General features: G+C 59.9%; 13 protein-coding genes. 10 read left to right on the top strand and 3 right to left on the bottom strand.

The features are described from left to right. Positions 1–183: 183 nt before the first annotated feature. Complete coding sequence (locus AC3WP4_RS19430; RefSeq protein WP_371916910.1) at positions 184–2,625, top strand: penicillin-binding protein 1A; 2,442 nt, start codon at positions 184–186, stop codon at positions 2,623–2,625. 229 nt (positions 2,626–2,854) lie between these two features. Here the strand turns inward: AC3WP4_RS19430 and AC3WP4_RS19425 are convergent, their stop codons facing one another. From AC3WP4_RS19425 to rpmE, 3 genes are all read right to left on the bottom strand, one after another. Next, positions 2,855–4,123, bottom strand: coding sequence for a malic enzyme-like NAD(P)-binding protein (locus AC3WP4_RS19425; protein WP_008149557.1), 1,269 nt, complete (start codon positions 4,121–4,123; stop codon positions 2,855–2,857). Positions 4,124–4,306: 183 nt separating this feature from the next. Further along, positions 4,307–5,107 (bottom strand): thermonuclease family protein, encoded by an 801-nt coding sequence (locus AC3WP4_RS19420; protein WP_102615680.1) that lies wholly within the window; start codon positions 5,105–5,107, stop codon positions 4,307–4,309. Positions 5,108–5,121: 14 nt separating this feature from the next. Continuing rightward, the gene (gene rpmE / locus AC3WP4_RS19415) at positions 5,122–5,352 is read right to left on the bottom strand and encodes a 50S ribosomal protein L31 (RefSeq protein WP_008149553.1); all 231 of its coding nucleotides are present in this window, start codon (positions 5,350–5,352) and stop codon (positions 5,122–5,124) included. Positions 5,353–5,723: 371 nt separating this feature from the next. On the opposite strand from rpmE, the gene AC3WP4_RS19410 reads away from it, so the two are divergent. From AC3WP4_RS19410 to phaZ, 9 genes are all read left to right on the top strand, one after another. Beyond that, the gene (locus AC3WP4_RS19410; protein ID WP_102615681.1) at positions 5,724–6,167 is read left to right on the top strand and encodes a hypothetical protein; all 444 of its coding nucleotides are present in this window, start codon (positions 5,724–5,726) and stop codon (positions 6,165–6,167) included. Between the two features lie 303 nt (positions 6,168–6,470). Further along, on the top strand, positions 6,471–8,690 hold the full coding sequence (locus tag AC3WP4_RS19405; RefSeq protein ID WP_102615682.1) for a primosomal protein N': 2,220 nt from the start codon (positions 6,471–6,473) through the stop codon (positions 8,688–8,690). Positions 8,691–8,928: 238 nt separating this feature from the next. Beyond that, on the top strand, positions 8,929–10,665 hold the full coding sequence (gene argS / locus AC3WP4_RS19400) for an arginine--tRNA ligase (protein ID WP_102615683.1): 1,737 nt from the start codon (positions 8,929–8,931) through the stop codon (positions 10,663–10,665). A gap of 1 nt (position 10,666) precedes the next feature. Then, positions 10,667–11,371 carry an SPOR domain-containing protein gene (locus tag AC3WP4_RS19395; RefSeq protein ID WP_074872886.1) on the top strand — a complete coding sequence of 235 codons (705 nt, stop codon included), beginning with the start codon at positions 10,667–10,669 and terminating at the stop codon, positions 11,369–11,371. A 404-nt stretch (positions 11,372–11,775) separates the two neighbouring features. After that, complete coding sequence (gene hslV / locus AC3WP4_RS19390) at positions 11,776–12,306, top strand: ATP-dependent protease subunit HslV (RefSeq protein WP_007899242.1); 531 nt, start codon at positions 11,776–11,778, stop codon at positions 12,304–12,306. Positions 12,307–12,361: 55 nt separating this feature from the next. Beyond that, positions 12,362–13,702, top strand: coding sequence for an ATP-dependent protease ATPase subunit HslU (gene hslU, locus AC3WP4_RS19385; protein ID WP_074872883.1), 1,341 nt, complete (start codon positions 12,362–12,364; stop codon positions 13,700–13,702). A 206-nt stretch (positions 13,703–13,908) separates the two neighbouring features. Next, entirely contained in the window at positions 13,909–14,289 is a 381-nt protein-coding gene (locus tag AC3WP4_RS19380; protein WP_033055352.1) for a gamma-butyrobetaine hydroxylase family protein, read from the top strand. Positions 14,290–14,546: 257 nt separating this feature from the next. Then, on the top strand, positions 14,547–16,226 hold the full coding sequence (phaC, locus tag AC3WP4_RS19375; protein ID WP_074872880.1) for a class II poly(R)-hydroxyalkanoic acid synthase: 1,680 nt from the start codon (positions 14,547–14,549) through the stop codon (positions 16,224–16,226). A 156-nt stretch (positions 16,227–16,382) separates the two neighbouring features. Beyond that, the gene (gene phaZ / locus AC3WP4_RS19370; RefSeq protein WP_074872878.1) at positions 16,383–17,237 is read left to right on the top strand and encodes a poly(3-hydroxyalkanoate) depolymerase; all 855 of its coding nucleotides are present in this window, start codon (positions 16,383–16,385) and stop codon (positions 17,235–17,237) included. Positions 17,238–17,318 lie beyond the last annotated feature (81 nt).

Here is a 17,318-nt window from a genome sequence, read left to right as displayed (position 1 = left end):
TCTGTAATATCCATTGCGTTCAAACCACCCGTCTTGACAGCAGCGCAAATCACGCTCCCGCCGGAAAAATGCTTATAATGCCCAGCGCTTTTTTCCGGTTTTTACTTCAAGTGCGGGTCGTTTCCTGTTTATCTGAACCCTGATGCCTAATTCATTCTTTGCCCTGGATGTCCAAAAGCCTTGATTCGTCTGCTGAAATTTTTCGGTTGGTCCATCGTCGCCGTTTTCTGCGGACTGCTCCTCGGTCTTAGCGGCGCCTTTCTCTACCTTAGTCCGGGATTACCATCCGTGGAGGCTCTGAGAAGCATCCAGTTGCAGATTCCTTTGCGGGTCTACAGCAGCGACAACAAGCTGATCGCAGAATTTGGCGAAATGCGCCGCACACCGATCCGGTTCGCCGACATTCCGCCCAATTTCATTAATGCGTTACTAAGTGCTGAAGACGACAACTTCGCCAATCATTACGGTGTCGATCCTGGCAGCCTGATGCGCGCGGCCACCCAGTTGATAAAAAGCGGACACATTCAGTCCGGTGGCAGCACCATCACCATGCAGGTGGCGAAGAATTTCTTCCTGACCAGCGAACGCAGCTTCTCGCGCAAAACCACTGAAATTCTCCTGGCCCTGCAGATTGAACGGCAGTTGACCAAGGACGAGATTCTCGAGTTGTACGTCAACAAGATCTATCTGGGCAACCGTGCTTATGGCATCGAGGCCGCCGCGCAGGTTTACTACGGCAAGTCGATTCGTGATGTCAGCCTGGCGCAGATGGCGATGATCGCCGGCCTGCCAAAAGCCCCTTCGCGCTTCAACCCGCTGGCCAATCCGGCCCGCAGCAAGGAGCGACGCGACTGGATCCTTGGGCGCATGTACAAGCTCGGCAAAATCACCGAAGCCGACTACACGACCGCGATCAACGAACCGCTGAACGCCAGTTATCACGTGCCGACCCCGGAAGTGAACGCACCGTACATCGCTGAAATGGCCCGCGCCGAAATGGTCGGCCGTTATGGCAGCGACGCCTATACCGAGGGTTTCCGCGTCACCACCACGGTGCCGAGCAACCTGCAGGAAATGGCCAACACCGCCCTCCATGAAGGGTTGATGACCTACGACCAGCGCCATGGTTATCGCGGACCGGAGTCGCGCCTGCCGGGCAAGACTCGCGAGGCCTGGACAACCGAGCTGACCAAGCAACGCACCATCAGCAGCCTTGAGCCCGCCATCGTCACCCAGGTCGACAAGACCGGCCTGCAAGTGCTGACCCGTACCGGTGAGGAACATGTCAGCTGGGACACCATGAAATGGGCGCGGCCGTTCCTCAACACCAACAGCATGGGCGCCAATCCGAAACAGCCTTCGGACGTTGCCCAGGTCGGCGACCTGATTCGTGTGCAGCGCCAGCCAGACAACTCGCTGAAATTCAGCCAGATCCCACAGGTTCAGGGCGCCCTGGTTTCCCTCGATCCGCAGAACGGTGCAATTCGTTCCCTGGTCGGCGGCTTCGCCTTCGAACAGAGCAACTACAACCGCGCCATGCAGGCCAAGCGCCAGCCGGGCTCGAGCTTCAAGCCGTTCGTCTACAGTGCAGCGCTGGATAACGGCTACACCGCCGCCAGCCTGGTGAACGACGCACCGATCGTGTTCGTCGACGAGTACCTGGACAAAGTCTGGCGCCCAAAGAACGATACCAACACCTTCCTCGGCCCGATCCGCATGCGCGAGGCGCTCTACAAGTCGCGCAACCTGGTGTCGATCCGCTTGCTGCAAGCGCTGGGCGTTGACCGCACCATCGACTACATCAGCAAGTTCGGCTTCAACAAGCAGGACCTGCCACGCAACCTGTCCCTGGCCCTGGGCACCGCGACGCTGACGCCCATGGAAATCGCTACCGGCTGGAGCACTTTCGCCAACGGCGGCTACAAGATCACCCCCTACATCATCGACAAGATCGAAAGCCGCAATGGCGACACGCTGTTCGTCGCCAACCCGCCGAGCGTCCCCAAAGGCAACGTCGTCACCGACGGTATAGCCGCCCCTGTCGCGGCCAACGCCTTCACCGTCAGCGCCACCCCCGGCGAAGCGCTGACCGCACAGCCAGCACCACAAACGCCGGCCGTGGCCGAGCGCATCGTCGATGGCCGCACCACTTACATCCTCAACAGCATGCTCGAGGACGTCATCAAACTCGGCACCGGCCGCCGCGCCCTGGCCTTGGGCCGTAGCGACATTGCGGGCAAGACCGGTACCACCAACGAGTCCAAGGATGCCTGGTTCTCCGGGTACAACGCCGATTATGTGACCACGGTCTGGACCGGTTTCGACCAGCCTGAAAGCCTGGGTCGCAAGGAGTTCGGCGGTACCGTCGCCCTGCCGATCTGGATGAGCTACATGGGCGCCGCACTCAAAGACCTGCCGCCCCACACGCAGCCAGAGCCGGAAGGCATCCTCAGCCTGCGAGTCGACCCGATCAGCGGCCGTGCAGCCAGCCCAGGCACGCCAGGCGCCTACTTCGAGCTGTTCAAGGCCGAAGACACGCCACCGTCGGCAAACGAGCTGGGCAACGGCATTGCGCCGGGTAGCCCGCTGCCAGCGGATGAAGCGGCGCCGATCGATTTGTTCTGATCGCCTGGAGCTGCAAAAAGCCCCGACTTCGAAAGAAGAGCGGGGCTGATCGTTCCCACGCTCTGCGTGGGAATGCCTCAAGGGACGCTCTGCGTTCCAGCTCTGGAAAGGGACGCGGAGCGTCCCGGGCTGCATCCCACGCAGAGCGTGGGAACGATCGGCGACCCTCAGACATAAAAAAGCCCCGACTCGCAAGAGCCGGGGCTTTGGGTTGAAGCGCTACAACGACTTAGCCGTTGAACACGTCATCCACGCTTTTCAGCGGGTAGTTCTTCGGATACGGCAGGGTCGCTACGCCGGTCTCGATTGCAGCCTTGGCCACGGCATCGGAGATCACGGTGATCAGGCGGGCATCCATTGGTTTCGGAATGATGTACTCACGACCGAATTCCAGCTTGATGCCGCCGTAGGCGTCGCACACTTCCTGTGGAACCGGCAGTTTGGCCAGTTCACGAAGGGCGTTGGCCGCAGCCACTTTCATTTCTTCGTTGATGCGCTTGGCGCGAACGTCCAGGGCACCACGGAAGATGAACGGGAAGCCCAGCACGTTGTTGACCTGGTTCGGGTAGTCCGAACGGCCGGTGGCCATGATCACATCGTCACGGGTGGCGTGAGCCAGTTCCGGGGCGATTTCCGGATCAGGGTTGGAGCACGCGAACACGATCGGGTTGGCCGCCATGGACTTCAGGCCTTCAGCGCTCAGCAGGTTCGGGCCGGACAGGCCCACGAACACGTCCGCGCCTTTCAGGGCATCGGCCAGCGTGCGTTTTTCAGTCGAGTGAGCGAAAACAGCCTTGTACTGGTTCAGGTCGTCACGGCCGGAGTGGATCACGCCGGTACGGTCAACCATGAAGATGTTTTCGATGTTGGCACCCATGCTCACCAGCAGTTTCATGCAGGAGATGGCGGCAGCACCGGCGCCCAGGCAGACGATCTTGGCGTCGGCGAGGGTTTTGCCAGCGATTTCCAGGGCGTTGATCATGCCGGCCGCAGTAACGATCGCGGTGCCGTGCTGGTCATCGTGGAATACCGGAATGTCGCACTGCTCGATCAGAGCACGTTCGATCTCAAAGCACTCAGGTGCCTTGATGTCTTCCAGATTGATGCCACCGAAGGTGATGGAGATACGCTTGACGGTGTCGATGAAGGCTTGCGGGCTTTCGGAGTCGACTTCGATGTCGAAAACGTCGATGCCGGCGAAGCGCTTGAACAGCACGCCTTTACCTTCCATGACTGGCTTGGAAGCCAATGGGCCAAGGTTACCCAGGCCGAGAATTGCGGTGCCATCGGAAATGACTGCAACCAGGTTGCCTTTGCCGGTGTATTTGTAGGCCAGTTCAGGATCGCGGGCGATTTCGCGTACTGGTTCGGCTACGCCGGGGCTGTAGGCCAGCGACAGGTCGCGGGCGGTAGCGGTGGCCTTGGTGAGCTCGACACTCAGCTTCCCTGGACGGGGATGGGCGTGATATTCGAGAGCGGCAGTTTTCAGATCAGACATAGGGGCATTCCGCTTTTTACTGTTGGACAGACGGACCGCCGAGGATACTCGCCTCGCAAAGTCCTCACAAGACTGACCAGTCACCCCTGTCAAGCGCCCGGCCCTACGACTTTGGACCAAGAGCCGCGGAACACAAGGGATTGACTGTTCACAATCGACAGAAAAAATGTCTACAATTTTTTATCACTGCGCCAGTTGAAGCATCGCCGGGTCGGTCAAGGGCAAAAGCCAGCGCGCCTGCCCTTCTTTCAGTCCGCCACGCCGCGAGCGATCCAGCACCCAACCACGGGCCTCGATCTGCCTGCCCTTCAGCCGCTCGAGATTCGCCACATCGAACTGCTCCAGCAAATTGGGTGCAACGCGCAATACAACCGAATCCTGCAACTCGATCCAAATCCCGCCGCGATTGCGCTGAACCTTGCTCACACGACCGCTGAGCACCGCGAATCCGGACGTGTTGATCTGCTCCGCTTTCAGCACAGGGGATTGACGCCACAACCCGAGTCCGGCCCGACGGGCACTGTGTTCCGCCGCTTGCTGGCAGTCGACCAGATCGACATTCGGCGCGACCGCCACCAGGAAACCGAGCCCTTCAGCAAGCATCTGCGCTTCAAGGTTGGCGCCATCGGCACCGTAGACATGGGCCAAGGTTCGGCCGTAATGGTCTTTGCTTTCTTTACCGGGCAGCAAACCAACCCGCCCATCATTGGCAGCCACCAGCGCTTCCAGGCGTTGGCGTGCCGCCACGGCGAACGGCTCGTCGGAACGGCCTTTCTTGCCCAGCTCCGGCGTATTCAAACCGATCATGCGCACGCTGCGGCCATCGCTCAGGCGCAGCGTGTCACCATCCACCACCCGCTGCACCACAACGGATGACAGCCCGCTCGGCGCCGGGCAGAAGGCCTGGGCACCGGAAAGCCAAATCGCAGACACAAAAAAGGCGCCCGCGAGGGACGCCTTTTTCATCAGCAAGGTAAAGCCCATGGGGCTTTGCAACCTTACTCTGCTGCAGCAGCAGGTTTCTTGCCGAAAGCACCGAAACGGTCTGCGAAGCGCTGTACACGGCCGCCAGTATCCAGAGTCTTCTGCTTACCGGTGTAGAACGGGTGGCACTCGTTGCATACGTCAGTACCCAGTGGCTTGCACAGGTTCGAACGAGTTTCGAACTTGTTGCCGCAGCTGCAAGTTACTTCGATGGTTTCGTACGCTGGATGGATATCGGCTTTCATGGTGTATTCCTCAGGCTAGTGTGCCGCCACTCAACACTATTGTTGAATACCGCACATAATTAGGCCGCGGATTCTACCAGACCTTTTTCAACGCGCAAGCTTCCCTCCGGCCTTTTCATCAGAAAATTGTCCCGACTTGCCCGCAAGCCGCCGACCACCGCACACCGACCTGACGCGTGTGCAACCGAAGCGCAAAATCGGGGGAATTCAACCAAACGGGATGTATTAATTATAAAACCACGGAGATCTATAACAAAAAAGACCAACTAACTGTCATTTTTATCAGGTGACGCCACTGCATAAATAGCGCGTACTTGTTGTTGCAGCAATACAACTCAAGCACAGCAAATTAATATTGCAGGAGCATATTCATGTCAATATCCGACAAGCCGCAACATAGCCAATCATCGCCAACAAAAAGTATGGCTACCGGAACTTTGACCGGCACAGTCATGATTCTTGGCTCTGGAAAAACTTACCCATTAACAGCTAATGGATTCTACCGCTATGATCAAAGGGTACACCTATCCGGTGACGATCCCGAGGGAATCGAGGATACCTTCCAAATAGAGATTTCTTTCAACACTCCAGAGCCCGCGTCCGGGACCTACAAGGTGGGGCCGAGCGAGGAAATAAATTGCAGCTATAGCCTTTGGCCTAGCGAAAAATGGTTTCATGCGATCGAAGGACAGTTAAACCTAAAAAACTTTGCAAGTGTAAGGCATCTCGAAGGAGAGCTTATCTTTACCACAGTCGCATTCGGCGACATACCCCAATACAAGGTTGATATAGTTTTCAGTATCACTGGAAATTAAACATAACCCCTCACTCTTATTTATAACAGTGAAAACTTTTATCAGGGTGAGGGATATCCAAACCGGCGTCCTTCACTCCATCGCATCCGGTTCAAGAACCTGCAAGATTAAAGAAGCTTAATAGCTTTGTGGCCCAACTCGATTAAAACGTCTTAGAGCAGCGTTCAGGCATAAAGACTCGACCACCTCGCCGTGCAAGCCGCCATTTAAAACAGAGCCCGTCACCCGACAGGGGACACCCCTACCACTCGTCTGCTAGGCTCGCGCCCTTCTTCACCGTCCGCCCAAGATGAGTACCCCCGCGTGCCCGACGCCATTTTGCGCCTCGCCCTGCCTTCGCCGCTGCGCCGTCTGTTCGATTACCGTGCCCCGGCCGGAGTCCTGCGTGCCCAGTTGCAACCTGGCATGCGCCTGCGGGTGCCGTTCGGCCGACGGGAGATGATCGGGATTCTGGTGGAGGTCACCGACACCAGTGAAGTGCCGGTAGAAAAGCTCAAGCCGGCCCTGGCCCTGCTCGATGCCACACCGCCCCTGCCGCCAGCGCTGTTCAAGCTGTGCCTGTGGACGTCTCAGTATTACCAGCACAGCCTCGGCGACACTTTGAGCTGGGCGCTGCCGGTGTTGCTGCGTCAGGGTGAACTGGCCGAAGCACGGCAGGAACGCTTCTGGTCCGCCGCACCCGGCGCCAGCCTCGATGATCCGCGCATCGCTCGCGCCCCGCGTCAACGTGAGGCCCTGGCGACCCTGGCCCAGCATCCCCACGGTGTCGCCCATCAGTTGTTGAGCAAACTGATGTTGAGCAAGGACAGCCTGGATTTGCTGCTGGCCAAGGATCTGGTGCAAGTCGAAATCCGCAAGCACGCCCCCGACGCCCGCCACGAACACTGGCTGGCGCAGCCGGAACTGCCGCTCAACCCGGAGCAACGTGCGGCCTATGAGGCGATTCGCGCAGGCTTCGACAGTTATCACGCATTCCTGCTGGCCGGCGTCACCGGCAGCGGCAAGACCGAAGTCTATTTGCAGTTGATCCGCGAAACCCTCGAGGCCGGTAAACAAGCGCTGGTACTGATCCCGGAAATCAACCTCGGCCCGCAGACCCTGGCGCGCTTCGAGCAGCGTTTCAATGCGCGCATCGCGCTGATCCACTCGGCGATCAATGACCGCGAGCGCCTCGAAGCCTGGCTCGCCGCCCGGGACGGTGACGCCGACATCATTATCGGCACCCGCTCGGCGCTGTTCACGCCGATGAAGAACCCCGGCCTGATCATCATCGATGAAGAGCACGACGGTTCCTATAAACAGCAGGAAGGCCTGCGCTATCACGCCCGCGACCTGGCATTGGTGCGCGCCCGCCAGGAAAACATCCCGATTGTCCTCGGCTCCGCCACGCCTTCGCTGGAAAGCCTGCACAACGCCTACACCGGTCGATACGGGCTCTTACGCCTGAATGAGCGCGCCGGCGGCGCCAAGCAGCCGCGATTCCTGCGCCTGGACGTGAAAAGTCGTCCACTGGACAGCGGCATTTCCGGGCCGATGCAGCAGGCCATCGGCCAGACGCTGGCCGCCGGACAACAAGTGTTGGTGTTCCTCAACCGTCGCGGTTTTGCCCCGACCTTGCTCTGTCACGACTGTGGCTGGATGTCCGAGTGTCAGCGCTGCGATGCGCGCATGACCGTGCACCAGCGCTCCGGCGAACTGCGCTGCCACCATTGCGGCTACGTCGAACGCGTTCCTCGGCATTGCCCGAAATGCGGCAAGGTCGATTTGCGACCAGTCGGCGCCGGCACCGAGCGCGCCGAAGAACGATTGGGGATTTTGTTTCCGAACGTCCCGGTGCTGAGGGTCGACCGCGATAGCACTTCGCGCAAAGACGCCATGAATCAGCTGTTCACGACCATTCAGAAGGGCCAGCCGTGCATTTTGGTCGGCACGCAAATGCTTGCCAAAGGGCACCACTTTCCACGGGTGACGCTGGTGTCGATTCTCGATGCCGACGGCGGGCTGTTTTCCGGCGACTTCCGCGCCAGCGAGCGCATGGCGCAGTTGATCGTCCAGGTGGCCGGGCGTGCGGGCCGGGCTGAAGAGCCGGGCAAAGTGATCATCCAGACGCACCTGGCCGACCATCCGCTGCTGGTGCAATTGACTGAACAGGGCTATTTCGCCTTTGCCGAACAAGCGTTGAGCGAACGTCGCTCGGCGGGGCTGCCGCCGTTTGCGCACCTGGCGCTGCTGCGGGCCGAAGCGCACAAACCGGGGCAAGCTGAAGGCTTCCTGGATGAGGCGTGCAGCGAGGCCGAGCGTTTGCTGGCCGAGCAGAATCTGACCGGGATTGAGTTGCTGGGGCCAGTGCCGGCACCGATGGAGCGCCGGGCCGGGCGTTATCGCGCGCAGTTGTTGCTGCAAGCCACGGCCAGGGCGCCGCTGCATCGATTGCTGAGCAGTTGGTTGCTGGTGTTGGAGCAGATGCCGAGTGGGCGGGCGGTGCGCTGGTCGCTGGATGTGGATCCGGTCGATTTGTATTGAATTCAAGATCGCTATCGCGGGCAAGCCCGGCTCCCACAGGGATCTGCGTTGTTCACTTGCTCTACGTCATACCACTTACCCTGTGGGAGCGGGCTTGCCCGCGATAGCGGTCGATTTGTCACCACATATCCATAACCTGCCCGCTATAGTTGGCAAGCCCGTCTTCGCAACGGATAATGCCCAGTTTTTCCACTAGCGCATCCAGGCGCCGCCGCGCTTGCGGTCGAAAGAGAACACCATGAAAGACACCATTCGCCAGCTGATCCAACAAGCCATCACCCAACTCGTCAACGAAGGTGTGTTGCCTGAAGGCCTGTCGCCGGCGATCCAGGTGGAAAACTCCCGCGACAAGACTCACGGCGATTTCGCCAGCAACATCGCCATGATGCTGGCCAAGCCAGCTGGCATGAAGCCGCGCGACCTGGCCGAGAAAATCATCGCCGCGCTGCCGACTGACGAAAATGTCACCAAGACCGAAATCGCCGGTCCCGGTTTCCTGAACTTCTTCCAGAACACCCAGGCCCTGGCCACTCGCCTGGACGCCGCCCTGGCCGATGCCCACATCGGCGTGCGCAAGGCGGGTCCGGTGCAGCGCACTGTCGTCGACCTGTCGGCACCGAACCTGGCCAAAGAGATGCACGTCGGCCACTTGCGCTCGACCATCATCGGCGACGGCGTGGCGCGGGTTCTGGAATTCCTCGGCGACGAAGTGATCCGCCAGAACCACGTTGGCGACTGGGGCACCCAGTTCGGCATGCTGATGGCGTATCTGCAGGAAAACCCGATCACCAGCGACGAGCTGTCGGACCTGGAAAACTTCTACCGCGCCGCCAAGCAACGCTTCGACGAATCCAAAGAATTCGCCGATCGCGCCCGTGGCCTGGTGGTCAAGCTGCAAGCCGGCGACCCGGACTGCCTGGCGCTGTGGACCAAGTTCAAAGACATCTCGCTGTCGCACTGCCAGAAAATCTACGAACTGCTGAACGTCAAACTGACCATGGCTGACGTGATGGGCGAAAGCGCCTACAACGACGACCTGATCAACGTGGTCAACGACCTCAAGGCCGCCGGCCTGCTGGTCGAAAGCAACGGCGCCCAGTGCGTGTTCCTCGACGAGTTCAAGAACGCCGACGGCGACCCGCTGCCGGTGATCATCGTCAAGGCTGACGGCGGTTACCTCTACGCCACCACCGACCTGGCGGCCGTGCGTTACCGCAGCGGTGTGCTGAAGGCCGATCGTGCGCTGTACTTCGTCGACCAGCGCCAGGCCCTGCACTTCCAGCAAGTGTTCCAGGTCGCGCGCCTGGCCGGCTTCGTGACGCACCCGATGGAAATGGAACACATGGGCTTCGGCACCATGAACGGCGCCGACGGCCGTCCGTTCAAGACCCGTGACGGCGGCACCGTGAAGCTGATCGACCTGCTGACCGAAGCCCAGGAGCGTGCCTACAACCTGGTGAAAGAAAAGAACCCGGAACTTGCCGAAGACGAACTGCGCAACATCGCCAAGGTCGTGGGCATTGGCGCGGTGAAATACGCCGACCTGTCCAAGCATCGCACCAGCGACTACAGCTTCAACTTCGACCTGATGCTGAACTTCGAAGGCAACACTGCGCCGTACCTGCTGTACGCCTACACCCGCGTGGCCGGCGTGTTCCGCAAACTCGGCAAGGACTTCAGCGAAGTCGAAGGCCAGATCGTCCTCGAAGCCCCGCACGAACACGAACTGGCGGCGAAGCTCGCGCAGTTCGGCGAAGTGCTGAACAACGTGTCCGACAAAGGCACGCCGCACATCCTGTGCACCTACCTGTACGATGTCGCCGGCCTGTTCTCCAGTTTCTACGAGAACTGCCCGATCCTCAGCGCCGAGACCCCGGCACAAATGCAGAGCCGCCTGCGCCTCGCCGCGCTGACCGGTCGCACTCTCAAGCAAGGCCTGGAACTCTTGGGTCTGGAAACTCTGGAGCGTATGTAAGTTGGCTGCCAAGAAAAAACCAGCACCCAAGCGTGGCGCCAGCCGTTACCAAGCTCCTGCAAAGCAACCGATCCCGGGTTGGCTGTGGATGGCCATCGGCCTGACGGTCGGCGCTTTTCTGGTGTTCCTGATGAAACTGGAACCGGGCAAGGGTAGCGAGAGCGTCAAGCGCGAGAAGGTCGAGCAGCAGAAAGCCAAGATCGCCGAGGCCAACAAGACCCCGCCGAGCCCGACGCAACCGGTGAAGCCGAAGTACGACTTCTACACGTTGCTGCCGGAATCGGAAGTCATCGTGCCGCCGGATGCGGTGCCGGAGAAAACCCTGCCGACACCACAAGTGCCGGCCATTCCGACGACACCGGTTACGCCCGAGCAAGCGGCCAAGATCGATACCGCGCGGGCTCAGGCCGCCCTGGCCGGGATTACCCCGCCGCCAGCGCCACCGGTGTCCAAAGCGGCGCCGGTGACCAAGTTCTTCCTGCAGGCCGGTTCGTTCCGCAAGGAAGCTGATGCGGACAAGGTTCGGGCCCAGATCATCCTGCTCGGTCAGGCGGTGGCGGTTGAATCCGGCACCGTTAAGGACGAAACCTGGTATCGGGTGCTGGTTGGTCCGTTCAGTAATCGCGAACAACTGACCACCGCCCAGAAACAACTGGCTGGCAGCGGGTTCAGCAACCTGTTGTTACAACAACGCCAAAGCCGCTAACCCTTCATGATCGTTCCCACGCGCAGCAAAGGAATGCAGCCCGGGACGCTCCGCGTCCTTTCCAGAGCTGGAACGCGGAGCGTCCCTTGAGGCATTCCCACGCAGAGCGTGGGAACGATCAATAAACAGCCTGCTTTTGTGGCGAGGGAGCTTGCTCCCGCTGGAGTGCGCAGCACTCCCAAATCCGGCCACCGCGATCCGTCAGACGGACCGTGAAGGCCGGGTTTACGACTGCTTCGCAGCCGAGCGGGAGCAAGCTCCCTCGCCACAGGAACTCACCCGCCCCCTTCTTTGCCACTGACACACCGCTCGTCCCCTCTCCCTTCCTGCAGTTGAAATCCTCTCCACCACCCCCATATGAGTTGGCATAAGGCATTTTCGCCCCGCTGCGTGGAGACTCTCCCTTGACCACCATCGTTTCAGTTCGCCGCCACGGCAAAGTCGTCATGGGCGGCGACGGCCAGGTTTCTCTGGGCAATACCGTGATGAAAGGCAACGCGAAGAAAGTTCGCCGCCTGTACCACGGCCAGGTGATCGCCGGTTTTGCCGGGGCCACCGCTGACGCCTTCACCCTCTTCGAGCGTTTCGAAGGCCAGCTTGAGAAACATCAGGGCCACCTGGTTCGCGCCGCTGTCGAACTCGCCAAAGAATGGCGCACTGACCGCTCCCTCAGCCGCCTCGAGGCCATGCTCGCGGTCGCGAACAAAGACGCTTCTCTGATCATCACCGGCAACGGCGACGTGGTCGAACCCGAAGAAGGTCTGATCGCCATGGGTTCCGGTGGCGGTTACGCCCAGGCCGCCGCCAGCGCACTGCTGAAGAAAACCGACCTGTCAGCCCGGGAAATCGTCGAAACCGCCCTCGGCATCGCCGGCGACATCTGTGTATTCACCAACCACACCTTCACCATTGAGGAGCAGGACCTCGCTGAGTAAGCCTGTCTTGGCCACCACGCCACGGCTCACTTTTACCTGAGGACCGCCAATTACTATGTCCATGACTCCCCGTGAAATCGTCCACGAACTCAATCGCCATATCATCGGCCAGGACGATGCCAAGCGCGCCGTCGCCATCGCGCTGCGTAACCGCTGGCGCCGGATGCAGCTGCCTGAAGAGCTGCGCGTTGAAGTCACACCAAAAAACATCCTGATGATCGGCCCGACCGGTGTCGGTAAAACCGAGATTGCCCGTCGCCTGGCGAAACTGGCCAACGCGCCGTTCATCAAGGTCGAAGCGACCAAGTTCACCGAAGTCGGCTATGTCGGCCGCGACGTTGAATCGATCATTCGCGACCTGGCCGACGCGGCGATCAAGCTGCTGCGCGAACAGGAAATGACCAAGGTTCGCCACCGCGCCGAAGACGCCGCCGAAGATCGCATCCTCGACGCCCTGCTGCCACCGGCACGCATGGGTTTCAGCAACGAAGACGCCGGATCGTCCGCTGACTCCAACACCCGCCAACTGTTCCGCAAGCGCCTGCGCGAAGGTCAGCTGGATGACAAAGAGATCGAAATCGAAGTCGCCGAAGTGACCGGTGTCGATATTTCCGCGCCACCGGGCATGGAAGAGATGACCAACCAGTTGCAGAGCCTGTTCGCCAACATGGGCAAGGGCAAACGCAAGAGCCGCAAGATCAAGGTCAAGGAAGCGCTGAAACTGGTGCGCGACGAAGAAGCCGGTCGCCTGGTCAACGAAGAAGAGTTGAAGGCCAAGGCACTGGAAGCGGTCGAGCAACACGGCATCGTGTTCATCGACGAAATCGACAAAGTCGCCAAGCGCGGCAACTCCGGTGGCGTCGACGTCTCCCGTGAAGGCGTACAGCGTGACTTGCTGCCGCTGATCGAAGGTTGCACCGTCAACACCAAACTGGGCATGGTCAAGACCGACCACATCCTGTTCATCGCGTCCGGTGCGTTCCACCTGAGCAAGCCGAGCGATCTGGTGCCAGAGCTGCAAGGTCGTCTGCCGATTCGTGTCGAACTCAAGGCGCTGACGCCTGAAGATTTCGAACGCATTCTCAGCGAGCCGCACGCGTCGCTCACCGAGCAGTATTGCGCCCTGCTGAAAACCGAAGGCCTGGTGATCGAGTTCCAGCCGGACGGCATCAAGCGCATCGCCGAGATCGCCTGGCAGGTCAACGAGAAGACCGAGAACATCGGCGCCCGTCGCCTGCACACGCTGCTGGAACGCCTGCTTGAGGAGGTGTCGTTCAGCGCCGGCGATCTGGCCAGCGCCCACGACGAAAAGCCGATCATGATCGACGCCGAATACGTCAACAGCCACTTGGGCGAATTGGCGCAGAACGAAGACCTGTCCCGTTATATCCTGTAGGTCACATTCTGTGTGAGCGGGCTTCTGTGGCGAGGGAGCTTGCTCCCGCTGGGTCGCGAAGCGGCCCCAAAATCGGCGAATGCGGTTTATCAGCAAGACCCCATTCGCCGGATTTACGACTGCTGCGCAGCCGAGCGGGAGCAAGCTCCCTCGCCACAGGATCACCCGCCGACACAGGGCCTCCATTAAGACGGACGACCGGCCCCATGACGACCCAACTCCCCACCGACATCAAACTGCACAAAGCCTCGAAAACCCTGTCGCTGAAATACGCGTCCGGCGAGGAACATCACCTGCCCGCCGAGTTCCTGCGCGTGCACTCTCCTTCCGCCGAGGTCCAGGGCCACGGCAAACCTATCCTGCAATTTGGCAAGATCGGCGTAGGCCTGACCAAGGTCGAACCGGCCGGTCAGTACGCACTGAAATTGACCTTCGACGACGGCCACGACAGCGGCCTGTTCACTTGGGAATATCTGTACCAGCTGGGCGTGCGCCAAGAGGATCTCTGGAACGATTATCTTGCCGAACTCAAAGCCGCCGGAAAGACCCGCGACCCGAACGAATCCATCGTCAAGCTGATGCTCTAACTCGGGCCTCTCGCTCATTAGAAGGCATTTTCTAATTCCATCTGTTTGAATGCTCCGCGTTTGGGCCAACGATTGGCCTGCTTGCGAAAAAAATTAAACTCGGGTAACCAATGGTGCTGGCAAGGTACCTGCAGTGCTCTCTGAACTAAAAAGCAGCGATGCAGAATTAACGGTCACCCGAGCAGTAGTACCTGGCACTGGCTGTGGACTGCACAGCTGGACCCAGGTACTCGTCTCAGGACAATGGAGCGTCGTAGATGAGTAACAAGAATAACGATGACCTGAAACTTCAGGCCTCGGAAAATACCTTGGGGCTGAATCCCGTCGTTGGACTGCGTAGAAAAGATCTGTTGGGCTCTGCCCGTATGGTGCTGACCCAGGCCATCAAACAACCGATTCATAGTGCAAAGCATGTCGCTCATTTCGGTATCGAACTGAAGAACGTGCTGTTCGGCAAATCTGCGCTGCAACCGACAAGCGATGACCGTCGCTTCCACGACCCGGCCTGGAGTCAGAACCCGCTCTACAAACGTTATTTGCAAACTTACCTGGCGTGGCGCAAGGAACTCCACGACTGGATCGGCGAAAGCAATCTCTCGCCCAAGGACGTCGCACGCGGGCATTTCGTGATCAACCTCATGACCGAAGCCATGGCCCCGACCAACAGTGCGGCCAACCCGGCGGCGGTCAAACGCTTCTTCGAAACCGGCGGTAAAAGCCTGCTCGACGGCCTCTCCCATCTGGCCAAGGACCTGGTGCACAACGGCGGCATGCCGAGCCAGGTCAACATGGGCGCGTTCGAGGTCGGCAAGAGCCTGGGCGTCACCGAAGGCGCGGTGGTGTTTCGCAATGACGTGCTGGAACTGATCCAGTACCGGCCGACCACCGAACAGGTGCACGAGCGCCCACTGCTGGTGGTACCACCGCAGATCAACAAGTTCTATGTTTTCGATCTGAGTCCGGACAAGAGCCTGGCGCGCTTCTGCCTGCGCAACAACATGCAGACGTTCATCGTCAGCTGGCGCAACCCGACCAAGGAGCAGCGTGAGTGGGGCCTGTCGACCTACATCGAAGCGCTCAAGGAAGCCGTCGACGTGGTCACCGCGATCACCGGCAGCAAAGACATCAACATGCTCGGCGCCTGCTCCGGCGGTATCACCTGCACCGCCTTGCTGGGCCACTACGCCGCACTCGGCGAGAAAAAGGTCAACGCCCTGACGCTGCTGGTCAGCGTGCTGGACACCACCCTGGACAGCGACGTGGCACTGTTCGTCGACGAGCAGACCCTCGAATCCGCCAAGCGCCACTCCTACCAGGCCGGCGTACTGGAAGGCCGCGACATGGCGAAAGTTTTCGCCTGGATGCGCCCCAACGACCTGATCTGGAACTATTGGGTCAACAACTACCTGCTGGGCAACGAGCCGCCGGTGTTCGACATCCTGTTCTGGAACAACGACACCACACGGTTGCCCGCTGCGTTCCACGGCGACCTGATCGAGATGTTCAAGACCAACCCACTGATCCGTCCTGATGCACTGGAAGTGTGCGGTACGCCGATCAATCTGAAGCAGGTCACTGCCGACATCTACTCCCTGGCCGGAACCAACGACCACATCACTCCGTGGAAGTCCTGCTACAAGTCGGCACAACTGTTCGGTGGCAAGGTTGAGTTCGTGCTGTCCAGCAGCGGGCATATCCAGAGCATTCTGAACCCGCCGGGCAATCCGAAATCGCGCTACATGACCAGCTCCGAAATGCCGGTCAAGGCCGAGGAGTGGCAAGAAAATTCCACCAAGCACACCGATTCCTGGTGGTTGCACTGGCAGGCATGGCAAGCCGAGCGTTCGGGCGAGCTGAAAAAGTCCCCGACCAAACTGGGCAACAAGGCTTATCCAGCAGGTGAAGCTGCACCAGGCACGTATGTGCATGAGCGGTAACTGACACACCTCGCGCCCCTGTGGGAGCGGGCTTGCTCGCGAAAGCGATTGATCATTCAACAGTGATGTCGACTGACCTGACGCATTCGCGAGCAAGCCCGCTCCCACAGGGGATCGGGGGTGAAATTGAGAGAGTGACCCCACAGGGCTTGAAGCATGCCGCAACCGTTCATATTTCGTACCGTCGACCTGGATGGCCAGACCCTCCGCACGGCGGTACGCCCCGGCAAGCCTCACTTGACGCCCTTGCTGATTTTCAACGGCATCGGCGCCAACCTGGAGCTGGTGTTTCCGTTCGTCGCGGCGTTGGACCCGGACCTTGAGGTCATCGCCTTCGACGTTCCTGGTGTCGGCGGTTCGTCGACGCCAAGGCAACCGTATCGCTTTCCGGGCCTGGCAAAACTCACGGCGCGGATGCTCGACTATCTCGACTACGGGCAAGTCAACGTGATTGGCGTGTCGTGGGGTGGCGCCCTGGCGCAGCAGTTCGCCTACGACTATCCCGAGCGCTGCAAGAAACTCGTTCTGGCGGCCACGGCGGCTGGCACGGTGATGGTGCCGGGCAAGCCTAAAGTCCTGTGGATGATGGCCAGCCCACGACGCTATATCCAGCCATCCCACGTGATTCGCATTGCGCCGATGATCTATGGCGGTGCGTTCCGTCGTGATCCGACCCTGGCCGCCAGCCATGCCGCCAAGGTCCGCTCGGCAGGCAAGCTCGGTTACTACTGGCAGCTGTTCGCCGGCCTCGGCTGGACCAGCATTCACTGGCTGCACAAGATCCACCAGCCAACCCTGATACTGGCCGGTGACGACGATCCGCTGATCCCGTTGGTCAACATGCGCTTACTGGCCTGGCGGATTCCCAACGCCCAGTTGCACATCATCGATGACGGGCATCTGTTCCTGATTACCCGGGCCGAAGCAGTGGCACCGATCATCATGAAGTTTCTCCAGGAAGAACGTCAGCGTGCCGTGATGCATCCGCATCCGGCGCCATTGGGCGGCTAATCGGCCCTGGCTTTTGTTACAAAAAGGGGTCGGGAAGACGCAGCGCCGCGCAACAATCCGCAACAGCGTCTATGGTGTTCT

This window comes from Pseudomonas sp. FW305-20 (assembly GCF_058788075.1).
The sequence above is the reverse complement of the archived record's forward strand: the minus strand, read 5'-3'. Positions and strand labels throughout refer to the sequence as shown.

Coding starts and splice junctions, on each gene's coding strand:
- AC3WP4_RS19420 (WP_102615680.1), bottom strand. CDS start 5,107: ATGGGCTTTACCTTGCTGATGAAAAAGGCGTCCCTCGCGGGCGCCTTT.
- AC3WP4_RS19380 (WP_033055352.1), top strand. CDS start 13,909: ATGACGACCCAACTCCCCACCGACATCAAACTGCACAAAGCCTCGAAA.
- AC3WP4_RS19410 (WP_102615681.1), top strand. CDS start 5,724: ATGTCAATATCCGACAAGCCGCAACATAGCCAATCATCGCCAACAAAA.
- phaZ (WP_074872878.1), top strand. CDS start 16,383: ATGCCGCAACCGTTCATATTTCGTACCGTCGACCTGGATGGCCAGACC.
- phaC (WP_074872880.1), top strand. CDS start 14,547: ATGAGTAACAAGAATAACGATGACCTGAAACTTCAGGCCTCGGAAAAT.
- rpmE (WP_008149553.1), bottom strand. CDS start 5,352: ATGAAAGCCGATATCCATCCAGCGTACGAAACCATCGAAGTAACTTGC.
- AC3WP4_RS19425 (WP_008149557.1), bottom strand. CDS start 4,123: ATGTCTGATCTGAAAACTGCCGCTCTCGAATATCACGCCCATCCCCGT.
- argS (WP_102615683.1), top strand. CDS start 8,929: ATGAAAGACACCATTCGCCAGCTGATCCAACAAGCCATCACCCAACTC.
- hslU (WP_074872883.1), top strand. CDS start 12,362: ATGTCCATGACTCCCCGTGAAATCGTCCACGAACTCAATCGCCATATC.